The sequence below is a fragment of the Glaciecola sp. 33A genome (genome assembly GCF_002836745.1).
Taxonomy (GTDB): Bacteria; Pseudomonadota; Gammaproteobacteria; order Enterobacterales; family Alteromonadaceae; genus Glaciecola.
In genome coordinates this window covers 180,044-195,472 of sequence record NZ_PJAR01000036.1, presented here as the reverse complement: position 1 = coordinate 195,472, position 15,429 = coordinate 180,044, and the positions used below count along the sequence as shown (strand labels likewise).

Below are 15,429 nucleotides of genomic sequence, written 5' to 3'. Positions count from 1 at the left end.
TAAAGTTTCATCCTTTAATGCCTAAAGGGCCGTTTTGGCCAGTTTCCTGCCGTTGCGGTTTCACTCAGTTAGTCTCGTTTGAACGCTAAACAGACATGGGTGTATTAGTTTTTTGATTGAGCTTTAAGCTCTAAAGCAGACATTAATGCTTTGCCAATGAGAAAGTACGAAGGTTGTTGTGCACAACCCAGTGAGTAATTGTTCCAGCCGCGCTTTTTACAGCGAACTTAGGCTATTTGTAAAACTATAACTTTAATCAACCCACTCCGCCAATGCTGAATCGGATGCATAACCTATAATCCCTGCTCTCCCATCTTCATTAATCCACCCCAGAGAAAACAGCCCCGTCTCAGTATTCATGAATAATGCGTCGTAGCCGTTTTTGTTCTTCAATTTGGCTAAAACGAACATTTCATAGGGTCTCTCTTCCCAGTCGCCAAGTTTACATGTTGACCTGTCAGGTATTATCTTAACTTTATAAGGCTCAATAAAACTAGCCTTCAATTCATGCTCTTTTTCTGTTAGAAACTCTATCGGTTCTCTATTAGGAGGACACCATGCTCCATTTATTTCAATATTAATATTTAGTGAGTCGGTTAGTCTTTGGACAGCTTGCTGCTTGCAGTTGACGGTTGTCATAATTGAACTATATTCTCAAAATAAGCGGTATCTTGGCGTTTTTGCGAGATATCAGTCTTCGTTTTCCATATTAATACGCTACTCTCCATCAGATATGTCATAACATGAAAAACAAAACTCTAAATCAAGCTTAGCTATAGCCGCGATTTCACGTTTTGTGAGCGTTAAATTACACTGTTCTTTATAGAAATATCCAATATAAATATGCGGTTCATCTGCCCCAAGTTTTCGCAGGGTATTAACCTTGTCACTCAACGCATTTGTTAACCATAAAATACGTTCATGCATATTTATTTCTTGTGGTACTTTTAGCGTCCCCGAGCCATATGGGACAGGCTTGCCTTTGTACTTTCCACTGAGGGCAATATCACCAAATTCAATTTTATTTGATAAGGCTAAACCTGTGACTTCTTCTGCTTTATGCGGAGAGAATTTATTACCGCAAAAATTAACACTTACCGATATTTCTTCAATCATAATTAGAGTCCGAACTACCTTACTAATAGGCGAATAGATGCTTGACTAAAATTAGCGACAAAGAAACGCAAACCAAGCGTTTTTTTGTCCTTTGGAGTCTCTTGCTAGGTGCCTTCTAGTATCACAGGTTCTTTTTGAGCAATCACGCTGACACAAGTATCCAATCCGATGATAAGAAATTCCTTGTAATATTCAAGGCTACCAATCATAAAATCTGTCCGTGAACTTTCTTGAGAAAGCCAACCTCCTGATTCAACTTTAAAGCACCATCCATCTTTCATAGTTATGACTTGCCACCAGTTATGCAAATCTCTCTCGTCTAAAACACGAAAGCCTTCAGTCATGTCAAACCGTAATGTCAGGACTTCTTGTGTCGCTAAAATTGACACTTGGACATCGAGAAACTCAAGATCATACTGAATATTGACAACTTCAACATCACCATCATTAATCTTATCTGGAAACACCACTTTTGCGTTAAACTCTTGCATAGGCACCTAACGTCCCCGCGAGCGGAGCGAGGGTGTTTATTGATATGTTAGAAACCTGCACGCCGTTGCTCCTTGCAAGGGTTATGTGGATTTACATTACCACCAAAAGTTTGTTTTTACAGTTTGCCTAAATCAGATGTTATTTCCAATGTAAGCAGATACGGCTTACCAAGTGCTGAACGCCGATAGTGATATTGTTTCTGATACGGCTGGTCAAAACTGAAAATAACAAATGCTGACTTTACCCAAGACAAAGGTATTTTATGTGCAGTTAACATTTCAACGAAGAAGTGTCGCATGTTATTGGCAAATGCTTCGAGAGTTTTGGAGGAAAGTTGGCTTTCGACTTTCAACAGATTGAGAGAAATAGAAGTTACTTCCTCTTGTTCAGCGTTAAAGTAAAGCTGGCCTGTAGCCCAATAACCGAGAAAGTCATTATTTCTGCTATTTAGCATATGAGCAAAATTTCTAACTATTCCTTTGAATTCGCTACGACGAGCCATGACTCTCCTTGGCATCAACAGTTATTATGTAGAAGTCTCAGTAACACACCAACATCTACACAAATGTAATTATAGTAATCTGCCATATAAACAACGAATTAAAAAGTTTTATTTGAACATTTAATGCCGAGCGAGACGGTCATTACTAAGACTTTTAAGTAATAACCTCAATTTATCAAATATATTGCAAAACACATAGTTGTCCATTGAATGGCGGCTTTGTGGTTTAACGGGTTGAATATAAAACTACCGCGAGTTTTATAAATTGGCACAAACTTCCCGTATAATTTTGAACGGCGTATGACGGCTTTTGCCGTTAACTTGTCGTAAGACTTAGGCAATACGCAAGACCGATGAACGCTCAAAACATCCGTTAAATAGTATAATAGTATGGGTTAACAGCAAAAAATGCCTGAAAGCTGACGGAAGCATCTCTTATTATGTGGCCAGATTAACTATGCCACTTCACAGTCGAGGAAACTACAATACAAGAGGGGGTATCTGTTATCGAAGAAGTGTCACAAAAAACACAAGAGCCTCTAAATGCTGAAGTGCAAGCTGTTGAGGAAGTCCCAGTCACAAAACCTGTATCTAGTTTGAGTTCAAACACCGCTAAATTCATACAAGGCCTAAATGCACAAAAACTTGATGAATTATTAAGACATGAAGCCCAAGAACATAGAATCCCTAAGCCGCTCATTGATAAAACAAAAGAAAAGAGTAGGAATGCAGAGCGCAGAGCACTCAGCACAAACTTTGCCCCACCAGGTACCGACATAATCGTGCTAGCTGAGTTTGGACCAAACGAAAAAACGGTGGTGATAGGTGGTAACTGCATGACCGTCACAGAGACCGACCTCAATGACAAAGTTCACAGAGGAAACACAGTATATAAGTCCGGGGGCAAGCCTGTGGCGGCTACGATAAGTTTGATGGACAGCTTCAAAAATCGCTCGATAAGTTTCTTAAGAAGAAGTGAGGTTAATAAGTAGGAGGGGCGGACAAATTAACAGTGTGGACTGTCCGCAAAGGAAGTAGAGAAACCCGTCAAAACTTCCAATCTCGAAGATTGTGTTTAGCATAAATTTCTCGCAAATTTTTTGAGTGGCGTACGTCGGCTTTTGCCGTATTCACGTCACTACTCAACCAAAGATTTCAGAGCTAGTTGGTATGATACTTAGTTGTAAAGTATGAAACTATATTGTCGAGGATGATACTTTATTGTCGCTCTACATCTGGTCGGGAGTTCTTTTATTGTTCCACCAACGCTTACGCGCGCTAGCTTACTTTCAGCTTCATCAAGGTAACTAAAGTAGAGCCCTTTGCTATTGCTTGCCCATTGTACTGAACTTATTTGACGATCTAATGTGGGTATTAATGAGGCGGCTGGTTTATCAGAGTCAACGGCTGCAGCATGATTTGACTAACTTGGTATGACAGTTTCTATTATTTACTCATTCATGCGCAAAATATTTGCCATTTGGGCTAACCAGTGGCAAAGACTCAGGGCCTAGGTAAGTCGCTCACCATCTTTTGAAAAGTGCGGCGAGTAATAGCTATTGCCATCAGCTAATAAAAGCAAATGTTGTTGCGTTTTTAGATCATAAGTCCACAACTGATATTTGGCTACGATCATTCATAATACTCATAATACTTTCTTCAATATACTTGTAAAAACTGGCAGTAATAAGCTTAACCTTTACCCGACGGAGTAACGTGTTATCAGTTAACATTGTGGTTATTTGATTTTATTTTCAAGCGCCTAGTTAAATGATAGCAAAAATACATCAAACCTTTTCATATTCATCGTTATACAGCGTGACTTTATATTAAGGGCAATGAGATGCAATCAACTAACTCGCAAGACCAGAGTACACAGGCCATGACAGAGGTTGCTTTAGCACTTTCTATGGCATTTTTTTCGCTACTGTTGTTAGCCTTAGTTTCTATTGGGGTGCCTCAATCAACTGATAATACAGAACAAAAAATGCACACCACAGTGCCAGCATTTGTATTAACTGAATCAACCCAAACCAGACAAAGTGCGGAAGGCAAAAAAGAACCTACTGAAATTCAATATGTCTTTTATTATGCGGCAACGCTGTATGATCAAAATTTGATACAAACCCAAATTAACAAGCTCAACACTATGCAAAAAGTAATACTTGCTATGCCCATGGATACCGACGTGACGCAGGCGTTGACGCTGCAAAAGAAATTCAAAGACTTCGATTTATCTTTGACTATAATGGATCACGAATGGTTAGCTGCGTTCGAGTCTACAATGTAAGCGATTTATGAATACCTCCACCCGTTTTATAAACACCAATCAGTACTCAAAAATGGTTGCACTGAGCCTGCTAAAAACAAAGTCTAAAATAGGCCTAGTCTTTGGCTTGACGGCATTTGTGATTGCTTTGATTGTTATACTCATCCGCACTTTTTCTGCTTTTTACAATACTCAAGATACAGCTTCGATGTATAAATTTGAGTATGCAGATTATCAAAAACACAACGTAGAGCCGGCGAACAAACGTCACTTAATTGTCACATTGCAGTCAATTAGAATGCATAACGTGACAAGATATCAACGATCCGCTTTGCAGAACCAGCGATTGATTCAAAACATAGCTCAACAATTACAATCGCCACATGTGTCGCTGTTAAATACTGTTCAAGTCCACAGCATGAGTGCTGAGCCTTCTGAAGCCCTTACTAATCCTGTCGAGTCCGTTCAGCAGGGCTGGTAAATTCGATAATAAATAGACCCATTCTGTGTGCGTCATGCTAGCGCAAAGTAAAAGTAAACTGAGTCCCGTAGCAATTTAGTCAGACTTCAGCTTAATATAAAAAGTCGGCGCAATAATTGCAGAATATTCAGGGAAGTATTACTAAAACAGTAGCGAATAAGTCACACTGAAGCAGTGATGTGGCAGATTTTTTTGTTTTTTTATTCTAATAAGCAAGGCTTAAAAATAGTCATGCTACGAGAATTGATTTGCGTTTACAGCCGCATCTACTTAGTTTGGGACTGAATTTTTGTTAAAAAGCATTGGAAAATATCAGGTGAATGGACTGATAGCGCGAGGCACAAGCAGTCAAGTTTATCTGGCTCAAGATCCTAATCTATCTATACAACTTGCGATTAAAGTATTTGATTGTCAGCTAGTCGACAATCAAAATAGTGGTGAAGCAGTTGAGCAACATAAAATAAAGAATTGGCAAGCAGATTTTATCAATGAAAGTAAAATTCTACATCAACTATCATCGGCTCCGCATGTCGTTTCGTTGATGGAGTTTGACTTTACCAACGCTAAACAACCTTATATCGTGATGCCATATTACAAGCGATCGTTGGCAGACTTGTTGGGTTCGCAAAACAAACTAAGTATGCGTAAAACATTGCTCATTGCGCAGCAAATATTAACAGGGCTTCACTATATTCATATGGCTGGGTTAGTTCACCTTGACATCAAACCAGCGAATATTTTACTAGATGATAATGATCAAGTTCAAATTGCTGATTTTGGTATCTCAATATCTAAGCTAACGCCAGCAACTACAAATCCTGATAAGGCCTCTCAAAGCGGGATTGGCAGCTTATATTATGCTAGCCCGGAACAATTAATAGATACCCAAAATTGCTCGGCGAAAAGCGATATTTATGCGGTTTCAGCGCTTATGTATCGTTGTTTAACTGGCGGACAATACGGTGAAATAGGGCAGTCGGTGAATATTGTTAATCCAAATATTAACCCTGAAGTTAGCCATCTTATTCAGCTTGGATTATCCACAGAGTCTGAGCAACGACCTGCATCAGCCAAGCAAATGGCATTCATGATTGAAAGTATCCTTATAAAACATACTGCGCAAATAGATGGGTGTGGGCAATATGATGATCCTGAAGCGACGCGAGTATGGGAAAGCCATTCGACGGTTAACAAAACTGTTATCAGTAGCATAGAAGGGCTGCAGCTGAATATTCAGCAAACACTATTAAAACAAGGTGAAATTAATGAGTTTGACTTTAATCGATTAGCCTTGCTAGCCGAAGCAGAACTACATCAACAATATTCGCCTGAATGGTTAGTTCAGTACATTGCTCAAACCCAGTCTCAGTTAGCACGTCAAAACAAGAAAGCTGCCACCCTTTTTTTATGGGTACAACAAGTCAATCAAGCAATTACGAGTGCGACCGTTAAGCATCAATGCAGTCTGACAGATGCAGCGCAGCAAAAACTAATAGCGTTAGGTAAATCTACTTTGAACATACCGGCGCAAGAGTTAGCCCGAATTATTGAGCACAAGCTTTTAGGCATAAACACTCAACGTAGCCCAGCAAAACACACAAGCAGCAATAGAGCGCGAGGACGTTTTGTCTCTGCGCTGAGCATTGTCGCTTGTGCCCTAGTATTACCTTGGTGGTTGCAGTCCGTTAAGACAAGTGAATTGCCGCGTGGTAATTCAGAATTAACCGCAATAGGTCAATATGCAGGCGAGCAGGAACGACTGCTCGTCAGCGCGCTAAAAGACGACCCTCGCCAGCCCAGAAACAGTCAAGAAAATGTCATCAATGACATATCAAAAATTCAAATTATAAACCGCTCAGCCGCAGATATACCGACAAATAATACTGACGTAATTTTGCAGATCCAACCTCAAGATGCCGATGTAGTGCTGCAATCTATGCAGGGAATAGCGGTCAGTAATAATAGCGTAAAACAAGGTGAATATTGGTTGCGAGTCAGTAAAAACGGTTACCAGACAGTGACTAAGAAGATTGATATCACAACCAGCCCTTACATTATTAATGAACAACTTGAATTGTCAGATTCCCGATATTTTATTGGCAATACCGATAAAACCGTCGCTGACGGTATTGCAGTCGAATTCATATTACTGCCAGTAATGCCGACAACTCTGGAAAATCTAAACGCAGAGGCATCTACGGCTGCGTATCCCCGAATTCGCATAATGTCATTTGAGGTTACTAACCAGTTATATGGCGCTTGCGTTGATACTGGAAAATGTGCGACGTCAAAAACGCTATCAACAGATCCTCGCTATCGTACTTTTTCTTTGCCCGAGCATCCGGCTATGAATGTTAGTTGGTTTGATGTTAATGAACAGTTTATTCCTTGGTTAGCTGAACAAACAGGGTCACGTTTGCGCCTGCCTACTAAGGTAGAGTGGGAATTTGCTGCGGCGAGTTCACCAGAGAATATAGCCAAAAAATACAGCTGGGGCGCAAGTATGCAAATCAATAAAGCGCATTGTAAGAACTGTAATGCGAGTAACGAGGGCAGTCTTAATACCACAATGCCGGTGCGAAGCTTTGCTCCAAATGATTGGCAGTTATTTGATATGCATGGCAACGTACAAGAGTGGACATCGACATGTCTACAACCTTATACAGCAAAGACGTCAGACTCTCTCCTGAGGCCTCGATGCGATTTGGCTGTGGTTAAAGGGGGTTCTTGGTTGAGCGATACAAGTCAGCTAGTTATTTCAGAGGATGATTTTCTGAAGAAGACGGTTAAGTCGCATACCACAGGGTTTAGGCTAGTAGAGGAAACACATGAATAAAGTCACCTGTTTTTTGCTTATGGCTTTGCTTATGTTGACTACTCAATCTCTGGCGTCAGCCTTATTAATTGAAGGCCGCATCTTCGATAATGCGTTACAGAGCGAAATACGTGATAACAGCGGCTTGAGTTTACCAAAATTACCAGCACTTGCAGAGCGCAATATACCACAGTTAGCGACACCAATAGCAAGTACAAAAAAGCGCTACACTTATAAGCTAACACTTGTCAATTTCACCCCCCAAGAGGTTGATATTGTATCCTCAATGGTACTTTCTAGAACAGACAATGTGAACACCATCTTGCTGGATGAAAAAACGAAAATGCACTTTTTAGGGTTGTTTTTGCCGAGTAAAGAGATCACATTCGAGCTTTCTACCTTCTTATCACCAAGCCAATTCCGTGAGCAAATGTCTCATCTATTTGAACGTATGAATGTTGAGGTTTCGTCTACATTCATACACCAAGATAATCTATTTATAAGCACGAGAGCCGTTTCTGCATATTCAATGCAGTTGGTTATTTTTTGGGGTGCTTTGATAATATTAGTGCTATTACTAACATTTTTGGCATTTTGGTCTTGGGTCCAATTTAAACTAAATGTGTACGAGTCAAACAACCAGAGTGCAAAATGGATTCGATTTGTACATATACTCAGGCTCATTCCGCTGCCATTTTTATGCCGTAACAAATGGCACAAACAATTATCATATTGGCAGAAGCGAGTCAGCCAGGCAGACATTTGGTTTGATAACGCGCAGCAATTATTGCAAAATAATGAAATTGAAGCGGCCCACATTTTTGTTAAAAGAGCACTCGAAAGTAATGCGTCAAATATGACTGCACAGGCTCTGGAGGTCACAATTGCCGAGCAACTATCTAAACATCAAGCTATCCAAAATGACCGCGAACAGTTCAAAAAACGAGTTTCAAAAGCGGTTGAATTAGCGCATGCGGGTAAGGGCTTGGCGGCCTTAGAGCAAGCTTACAAAGCGCTTGAATTATGCCAGCGTCAGGTTGCTGTTAATGGGCCGTCGATTGACTTGCAAATTGAGTCTACTAAAAACTTAATCCAAGGTATTTCAGCTAAGAGCGGGCAGCGCTGTGAAGGCATTATTTTAGCTTCTGGGGAGCAAAAAATACACATTAACTGTGCTCAATCGATGCGAATTGGCAGAAGCAGTCCCAAAGCGCAAAGTGACACTAGCGCAGATGTTACCTTGCCACAAGACACTCTCTCTCGAGTGCATAAGAGTATTATTATTGCGCGTCAGCCAAACGGTTTTACAATTCAGGATTTAGGTAGTACCAATGGTATGTGGCTACAATACCGTGAATGTGAAAATAACAAAGAATACATTCTTGCTGAGATGGACCAAATTCACCTTTCGCCCCCTGACGAGCTTGGCAGCATCGGTTTTCAAGTTAGGCATATTGGAACAAATCAGAGTATCGCTTTGGGTTTGTGTCAAAACGCGATACTACCTGCCGTCAATTTTTCGTCTGCCAAAAGCTTTCTCAATCCCTCAGAGTATGCTGATCATCGCTGGTATTTAAGTAATGAGAATTTTTATCTAGTATGTTCACTCAACAAATATATCTGGTATAGCGAGTCACAGTGGCAAGTCAGTCAAACGCCAAAAATAACTCAGGAAGAGGTTAATGAAGTCCTGAAAATTGAATTGAAAGGAGAAGTTTACTTACACTTATGCAGTCAAACCTTTGATGTGAGAATTGATAATACGAGGATTTTAGGATCTGTTCCTTTGCCGCTAAAAAGTCAACTAAGTGTCAATGGTTTTGTTATCGATTTGATACTTATCGCGGCGCAAGCTGTCGACAAATCTGTGAAAAAAATACCACATGACTAATATTATTGAGTACGGTGTTAGTCAAGTGTTGCAAGCTGAATTTGATATGCTCAGAGAAACTTTATCAATGCGCGAATACCAAGGAGGGCAAAATAAAGAGCAAAATAGAGGGCAAAGTAGAGGGCAAAATAGCGGGCTAGATAATGAGCTGAGTAAAAAGTACGCTGCAAAAACAATTGATAAGCTTGCGCAATATATCCTTTGCCGAAATTACGGTAAAGCTTGTTTGGAACTGGCGTATTTATGCTGGCCTATTGTCCGTCACCAGGATTATAGCAAGGGTTTATTGGATTTTTTCTGGATACAAGAAGCTATTTCACCCAGTCGCTTCAGAAGTCGTATTTCTCTTCTTACGCAACACGATCTTTGCGCACCTTCAGTGGCGTTGGATCAGGTGGGCTTGGTTATCAGTTTTGCAAAACAAGATTTCACCGTCAGTGCTTCAAGAGTGATGCTGTTGAGCGCTTTGCTGGAATTGCTGGTTAGCAATATTCCAAACATAATAGAGGACATTGAATCACAGCTCTCTGCGTCCGATAGCAAGTGCGTGGAAAAGTTAGCAAGCTATTTACAAAAGAAGCTATACGAATTTTTAAAAGTACACCTGCCAACCGCTAATCTACAACAAAAATACCGCTATATTCATCAATGGATAGGCGAAAATGGCGACGTAGACAAGCTCAATGATGAAACTGTACTGAATTTTTGGCGCTCAGCAATTAATACGCCAGGGTACGTGAAATTTGAAAATGCCTTAGTTGATATCGTTGACTATCAGTTTGCCTATCAACAAGTCAAAGTCGCTCGTGAAATCTCTTTTAGTGAATCTGACTCGGAACATACGAGCAGTCAGAGTGACACCTCTTCGCTTGACGAAAATCAAGCTTCTTGGTTATATGAAACTATTTTTGAATTGAGTGAAGACTTAATTACGCCGCCAATCTGGCTTGTTGATAAACCCAAATTTATGACCAAAAAAGAATATACATGTGTGGCGCTGTTATTTGACTTGCGCCGCGCGGTTACTCAGTTTCCTTTATCTGTAATACGAAGCGATGTATTTGGCGACTGGCAGAATTTAATTATCCAACAAACGAGAGATGAAAATGATGTGGTAATTGATAGGCCAAAACAAGATTACAAGACTTATTTGGAGCGGTTAAGTGACTGGCGTAAACAGGCTGGGAGCACACTTTTATGCTGTGCTGCAGTATTGTATGAACATAAAGATGTCAGATGCTTAGGGTTATTATCACAAGGTGTTGCCTTTATGATTGAACGCCAAGAGAGCCAAGACTTTAGTCATATGCTGCAACGGTTGGTGAGTACACTAGAAAATAGTGAAGATAAACCTGAGCTTACATTTACGCATATTAGCCGGTGGTTGTTGCAATCAAAAACGCTCAATAATTTCTTTTCGTTAGCAAAAAAGACGCTTGCTAATAATAATCGGGTAGGGTTTAAAAATAGTCAGGACTTTCATGAACCCGATATTTATGAACAAGGAGGCGAACAAATAGCGCAAGGCGGCAAGCTCATTCATGATTTACATCAGGCGGTGTTTCAGCAATTAGCAAATAAAAAAAGTCAAATTGTCACACTTGAGACATTTTTCACCTCAGATCTTTTCATATTCAAAGGTGAATTGATAAAAAGGCATGGGCTAAAAGATGAGTAAAAAACAAAGCAAAAGCAATACTAATGGCGCCGCTACTGGTGGTACTAAGAGCGCTAGAGGTAAAAATAATGAGGTAACAACAATTCCCCCATTGGATAGTAAACAAGCTGCTATCTTCAAGGTTAAACAACAATATAAGTGCTTGACTGGTGGTGCTCCTGTAGCTCAAGTTAGTGAAGATGGGGAAGGCGATAAGCCGATAATATCATTGGCGACTCGCCGTATCTCATTTGCCGAGTTAGTCCGCTGCGCTTGTTTTCCGTTTGCTACAAAGTCGCAAAAATTGATGCCTGTTATTAAAAGCAACGTGAGTTTGTATACTCAATATGAATGGGTATTAGGCAAATTAAGTTTTGCCTCAAGCGGTGAGCAAGTTGCTGCTAGTTCGGATAGTCGAATAATGTCAAGGACAACTGAGTATTTTGATTTTCAAATAAGGCCTGACAAAAGTAATAGCAAACAAGTGCATCTATTGCTCAGTTTGAAACAGACGCAAGCAAACACCTCGCTATACGTAAAAGGTGTATTTTTACATTGTATGCTTAAAAATCAATTCAAAGTGCTGCATTTTGAAAATGTACTTGACGGACGAGCACAGATTATTATTGAAAAAGACAGTGCCACTTATCATTTGATAACTAGCCCTAATACAAAATTGTATTTATGCTAATAAACGTTATCAATCAATATCGGAAGCATGATAGCCAATGTCACTAACTATCCACGTATTTATTGCAACAAGCAAAGGCCTTGTCGCTATACAAAGTATTACCGAACTGCAAGACGTCGAGTTGCAGTCAGTGATAACGATCAACGGCTCAACTGACTTAGCGACGATTAGCTCTGCATACCATCGATTTATACAAAAAAGTACAGGTGTTGTTCAATCTGAATTTGGCGGTCATAGCTTTCGGGCGAATATTTCAAGAAATATAGATCAGGGAAGTAGTTGGCAACTGCCTTTTTATTTAGCGCATTTCATTCAGGCAAACGTGTCCTCGCTGGCTCCTCATATAGATCAAACCAATCCAGAGACAGGACAACTAGGTTCGGGCGTTGTTCAATTAGGACAAGGAATACCGAAGGCTGGAGATGTGGTGTTGATCGCGACAGGTCAAATTAATACGTCGACGGGTGCGATTGAGGCGGTAAACTATGTTCCTGATAAATGTATTACAGCGTCACCGCAAATAAAACTGTGGATGAAGAAAGGGATATTAGTTGAATTTTTTGTGCCAGCAAATAACCTGCATACTAAAGATTTAAGGCTGGGGGAAGACGATCAACAGACAGCATCATCGTCGCATTTAACAACTAGCATACCGCAAATACTCCCAGCGGTAGATTGCGCTATTTATCCAGTTATCGACATAAATCAGTTGAAAGAACACGTTGAGCAGTTATTGCCCTCTCCGATGGCATGCAATGACAACCAGTCTGCTCACGCAGTTAAGTTAGTTGCTCCAGCAATCCGCAGCAAGCCATTAAACGACAATTCATCGGATTCTGATAGAGCGGCTTCAAACTCGTCAATACTGTCAAAAAAAGCACTTATCTTAGTGTTAACAATAGTGCCTGTGTTTTTTATAATTATCTCTGCAAATATCTATTGGGCTTTGAATGCGAGTGCCGGTTACACTGACACTCGATTTATAAGCACAATTAAAAGTGGCTTGTATTGCGATGGAAATGCGCTAAAAAAAGTCAGTAAAATTGCGCAACAATATGTATCAAGAATTCCAGCCGTGGCCTTTAATGATGCCTGCAGCCTAACGTTAATAACTGCCAAACAGACACCGCAAGTATGGTTAGTTGCAGACAGTAAAACTCTCATCGAACTCAGTTCGGTTGTTATTGATGAAGAGTTTCACTGGACTATTCCGTTACCCAAACAACAGCATGCTGACCGCGAGTATGTGCTGATTGTTACCAACCAACATTTGGATCTTGCAGACTTAGCAGCATGTAAATCGTATTTGTCACGTCTTGAACAAACACAGAAACCCTCGGTTGAAATACTGGCGTCATTCTTTTCAAAAATGGATATTAACCCGCAATATATCAGTCAAAAGTTAGTCACTGCGGCTAATTAATTCATCTTATTTTGGCGTAAGATTCAAACTAAACTGTAAATAGTCTAAAAAACCGCCTAATCATTTTATAACCCTAAGTAATATAAGACGGGAGAATAAAATGAAACGAACACGCATATCGACACACTATTTTAGCTTGGCTATAAGTAGTCTTTTTTTGCTACTAACTGGCTGCAACAATCCGTTACACAAAGCCGCTGTCGAATCACAACACAGCAGACCAAATAGCACTAACCAAGCAATAGCGACGAGTATAGACCGCCTTGACGCAGATTGTCATGCGCAGGTATTGCAACGTGAAAACAGTGTCGGTGCTACTGCTGATATTGGCCAGCAGATAGCGCTGGCAAATGCGGCAACACGCTGTATTGAGAACAAATCCTTTTTTCCTAAACACCCGGAAAATGAAATTGCGATGCAATTAAATGCCTTAGCGTTAGTTAATTTTATTAAAGCTGGAGAAAGCAAATTAGCCGAGCATAGTTTAGCTGAATTTAGAACGCAGTTTCCTCAACAAGATCTTTTATTTGCCGACTACACGTCCTTTGTCGATACCGCTGTTGCCTTGCTAAAGCATGACGAGTTATCGGCTCATCAGTTACAGGTCCTCAATATAAATACGGCATTGCGTAATGAGTTAACGCGCCAAAATTATTGGCTTAAAAACTAGGTGTTATCGCTCAATAAATTAATATTCATCAGAAGGTTAAGAACATGAATAAAGTACAAAACGGTAATGCAGATAATAATGCAAAGGCGAAAAAAAGAATGGCTACGGTGTATTTAACAATGCTATGTGTATTTATCACTGCGATGCTTACATCGGTAAAAGTCCATGCGAATTCAACCAATCATTGGCAACCAGTTGCCTCTGAAACGTTACTGAAACTGCCGGCAAATCTGATTGAAAAGCGCATTCAACAGGACTTTGAAATGTCGCCATTGGCGAATCAATTGCTCTCGTTAGAAAGTAATATTGCAGACAAAGGTGACAAAATTAAAGCGTTGCAAAGTCTATTAATAGACGCCAGCGCGAATCAAATGACAGAAGAGCAAGTTAGTTTGCTGCAAATAAAGTCGAGCTATTTAGATGATATGCAACTAAGTCAGTCTCTGCGCCAAGACGCGTTGAATAAAAAACAGTATTTGTATGAAGACGTACTGAGAAAGTTGTTTCATCAGCAAAATTCGTCAGCAAATCTAGATATGCAAAAACTGCGAGCCAAACAAGAAGAGGCAAAACAACGCATGGACCGTGTTATAGCTCAAGTTGATGCTACGTTATTAAATGGTCGCCTTGATAAAACAAGTCCTTATGCGGATGAATTCGCGATTAATTTGGGAAAAATAGAACAATTAAAAAAAGCCATAAGTCAGCATCAATCTTCATTAGCACCAACCATTGATGGAGTTGAAGTGAGTGCACAAGAGTACGTTAGGCAGTTGTTGATGCAGGCTGCAAGTGACCAGTCATTGTTGGATCAAGAAGCACTAATGATCAGCTATATGGCGAAACTCGTTGCATTAGATGCACAATCCATTGAATTTCGCTTGGCTTATGAAGAAACTGAAGACGGTGTCGTCATTAATAATTTCACCAAACCAAACCAAGCTGCGGACCTCTTTTTTTAATTGATATTATGGAGATTACTATCATGAAATATGCATCTAATGTTACTCAAAAAATCACCTTTTTTGTCTTGTTGTACCTATGTTCATCTCAACTTGTCAATGCTAATGAGTTATTCACACTTAACAATCTTGAACGAGAAAGAGCGACACTTATATCCGAATTTTTGAGCAGTAAGCTCGATAGTCAACAAAAACAAATGCGTTTGCAGCAACGACAGCGTCAACTCGCCGATATGGAGAGAATGGTATTACGCGATGAACGATTATTAAGCGTTAAGTCAACTATGGTCGACAATGCGTTTAAACAGTATGACAAAACCTTTTTGGTTCACGCCGGTGCCGAGCACAAAATGAGTGCCATGGATCAATGGTTGAAGAATGTAAACGTGACCAATGAAAGTGTGCTCAATGCTAGAGCAGGATATAGATAATGAATGAGTTTAAATCACTACAGGGTCAT

15 protein-coding genes are annotated in these 15,429 nt (G+C 40.1%); 11 read left to right on the top strand and 4 right to left on the bottom strand.

Features of this window, described 5'->3' with window-relative positions; all coding sequences use genetic code 11:
* Positions 1–252 precede the first annotated feature (252 nt).
* The 4 genes from CXF81_RS08045 to CXF81_RS08030 form a co-directional block, all read right to left on the bottom strand.
* Complete coding sequence (locus tag CXF81_RS08045) at positions 253–639, bottom strand: hypothetical protein (protein ID WP_101180847.1); 387 nt, start codon at positions 637–639, stop codon at positions 253–255.
* 78 nt (positions 640–717) lie between these two features.
* Positions 718–1,116: a hypothetical protein gene (locus CXF81_RS08040; RefSeq protein WP_101180846.1), complete on the bottom strand. Its 399-nt coding sequence runs from the start codon at positions 1,114–1,116 to the stop codon at positions 718–720.
* A gap of 104 nt (positions 1,117–1,220) precedes the next feature.
* Positions 1,221–1,607 (bottom strand): hypothetical protein, encoded by a 387-nt coding sequence (locus CXF81_RS08035; RefSeq protein WP_101180845.1) that lies wholly within the window; start codon positions 1,605–1,607, stop codon positions 1,221–1,223.
* 116 nt (positions 1,608–1,723) lie between these two features.
* A complete protein-coding gene (locus tag CXF81_RS08030) occupies positions 1,724–2,110 on the bottom strand; it encodes a hypothetical protein (protein ID WP_232771845.1) in 387 nt (128 codons plus the stop codon).
* 515 nt (positions 2,111–2,625) lie between these two features.
* Here CXF81_RS08030 and CXF81_RS08025 point away from each other — a divergent pair.
* From CXF81_RS08025 to CXF81_RS07975, 11 genes are all read left to right on the top strand, one after another.
* A complete protein-coding gene (locus tag CXF81_RS08025) occupies positions 2,626–3,102 on the top strand; it encodes a hypothetical protein (protein ID WP_101180844.1) in 477 nt (158 codons plus the stop codon).
* Positions 3,103–3,953: 851 nt separating this feature from the next.
* Complete coding sequence (locus tag CXF81_RS08020; protein WP_101180843.1) at positions 3,954–4,400, top strand: hypothetical protein; 447 nt, start codon at positions 3,954–3,956, stop codon at positions 4,398–4,400.
* Between the two features lie 7 nt (positions 4,401–4,407).
* The gene (locus tag CXF81_RS08015; RefSeq protein ID WP_101180842.1) at positions 4,408–4,860 is read left to right on the top strand and encodes a hypothetical protein; all 453 of its coding nucleotides are present in this window, start codon (positions 4,408–4,410) and stop codon (positions 4,858–4,860) included.
* Between the two features lie 289 nt (positions 4,861–5,149).
* On the top strand, positions 5,150–7,696 hold the full coding sequence (locus tag CXF81_RS08010) for a bifunctional serine/threonine-protein kinase/formylglycine-generating enzyme family protein (protein ID WP_232771844.1): 2,547 nt from the start codon (positions 5,150–5,152) through the stop codon (positions 7,694–7,696).
* Entirely contained in the window at positions 7,689–9,566 is a 1,878-nt protein-coding gene (locus CXF81_RS08005) for an FHA domain-containing protein (RefSeq protein WP_101180840.1), read from the top strand. The genes CXF81_RS08010 and CXF81_RS08005 overlap by 8 nt, the downstream gene beginning before the upstream one ends.
* Positions 9,559–11,244, top strand: coding sequence for a hypothetical protein (locus CXF81_RS08000; RefSeq protein ID WP_101180839.1), 1,686 nt, complete (start codon positions 9,559–9,561; stop codon positions 11,242–11,244). Before CXF81_RS08005 ends, CXF81_RS08000 begins: the two co-directional genes overlap by 8 nt.
* Positions 11,237–11,914 (top strand): hypothetical protein, encoded by a 678-nt coding sequence (locus CXF81_RS07995; RefSeq protein WP_101180838.1) that lies wholly within the window; start codon positions 11,237–11,239, stop codon positions 11,912–11,914. Before CXF81_RS08000 ends, CXF81_RS07995 begins: the two co-directional genes overlap by 8 nt.
* 37 nt (positions 11,915–11,951) lie before the next feature.
* Positions 11,952–13,337, top strand: a complete 1,386-nt coding sequence (locus CXF81_RS07990; RefSeq protein ID WP_101180837.1) for a hypothetical protein — start codon at positions 11,952–11,954, stop codon at positions 13,335–13,337.
* 100 nt (positions 13,338–13,437) lie between these two features.
* Complete coding sequence (locus CXF81_RS07985; protein WP_101180836.1) at positions 13,438–14,007, top strand: hypothetical protein; 570 nt, start codon at positions 13,438–13,440, stop codon at positions 14,005–14,007.
* Positions 14,008–14,051: 44 nt separating this feature from the next.
* The gene (locus CXF81_RS07980) at positions 14,052–14,969 is read left to right on the top strand and encodes a hypothetical protein (protein ID WP_101180835.1); all 918 of its coding nucleotides are present in this window, start codon (positions 14,052–14,054) and stop codon (positions 14,967–14,969) included.
* A 23-nt stretch (positions 14,970–14,992) separates the two neighbouring features.
* Entirely contained in the window at positions 14,993–15,400 is a 408-nt protein-coding gene (locus CXF81_RS07975; protein WP_101180834.1) for a hypothetical protein, read from the top strand.
* Positions 15,401–15,429 lie beyond the last annotated feature (29 nt).

What these genes read in the sequence shown, in the direction of transcription:
- CXF81_RS08045 (WP_101180847.1), bottom strand. Translation starts at nt 639, where the DNA reads ATGACAACCGTCAACTGCAAGCAGCAAGCTGTCCAAAGACTAACCGAC.
- CXF81_RS08040 (WP_101180846.1), bottom strand. Translation starts at nt 1,116, where the DNA reads ATGATTGAAGAAATATCGGTAAGTGTTAATTTTTGCGGTAATAAATTC.
- CXF81_RS08035 (WP_101180845.1), bottom strand. Translation starts at nt 1,607, where the DNA reads ATGCAAGAGTTTAACGCAAAAGTGGTGTTTCCAGATAAGATTAATGAT.
- CXF81_RS08030 (WP_232771845.1), bottom strand. Translation starts at nt 2,110, where the DNA reads ATGGCTCGTCGTAGCGAATTCAAAGGAATAGTTAGAAATTTTGCTCAT.
- CXF81_RS08020 (WP_101180843.1), top strand. Translation starts at nt 3,954, where the DNA reads ATGCAATCAACTAACTCGCAAGACCAGAGTACACAGGCCATGACAGAG.
- CXF81_RS08015 (WP_101180842.1), top strand. Translation starts at nt 4,408, where the DNA reads ATGAATACCTCCACCCGTTTTATAAACACCAATCAGTACTCAAAAATG.
- CXF81_RS08005 (WP_101180840.1), top strand. Translation starts at nt 7,689, where the DNA reads ATGAATAAAGTCACCTGTTTTTTGCTTATGGCTTTGCTTATGTTGACT.
- CXF81_RS08000 (WP_101180839.1), top strand. Translation starts at nt 9,559, where the DNA reads ATGACTAATATTATTGAGTACGGTGTTAGTCAAGTGTTGCAAGCTGAA.
- CXF81_RS07995 (WP_101180838.1), top strand. Translation starts at nt 11,237, where the DNA reads ATGAGTAAAAAACAAAGCAAAAGCAATACTAATGGCGCCGCTACTGGT.
- CXF81_RS07990 (WP_101180837.1), top strand. Translation starts at nt 11,952, where the DNA reads ATGTCACTAACTATCCACGTATTTATTGCAACAAGCAAAGGCCTTGTC.
- CXF81_RS07985 (WP_101180836.1), top strand. Translation starts at nt 13,438, where the DNA reads ATGAAACGAACACGCATATCGACACACTATTTTAGCTTGGCTATAAGT.
- CXF81_RS07980 (WP_101180835.1), top strand. Translation starts at nt 14,052, where the DNA reads ATGAATAAAGTACAAAACGGTAATGCAGATAATAATGCAAAGGCGAAA.
- CXF81_RS07975 (WP_101180834.1), top strand. Translation starts at nt 14,993, where the DNA reads ATGAAATATGCATCTAATGTTACTCAAAAAATCACCTTTTTTGTCTTG.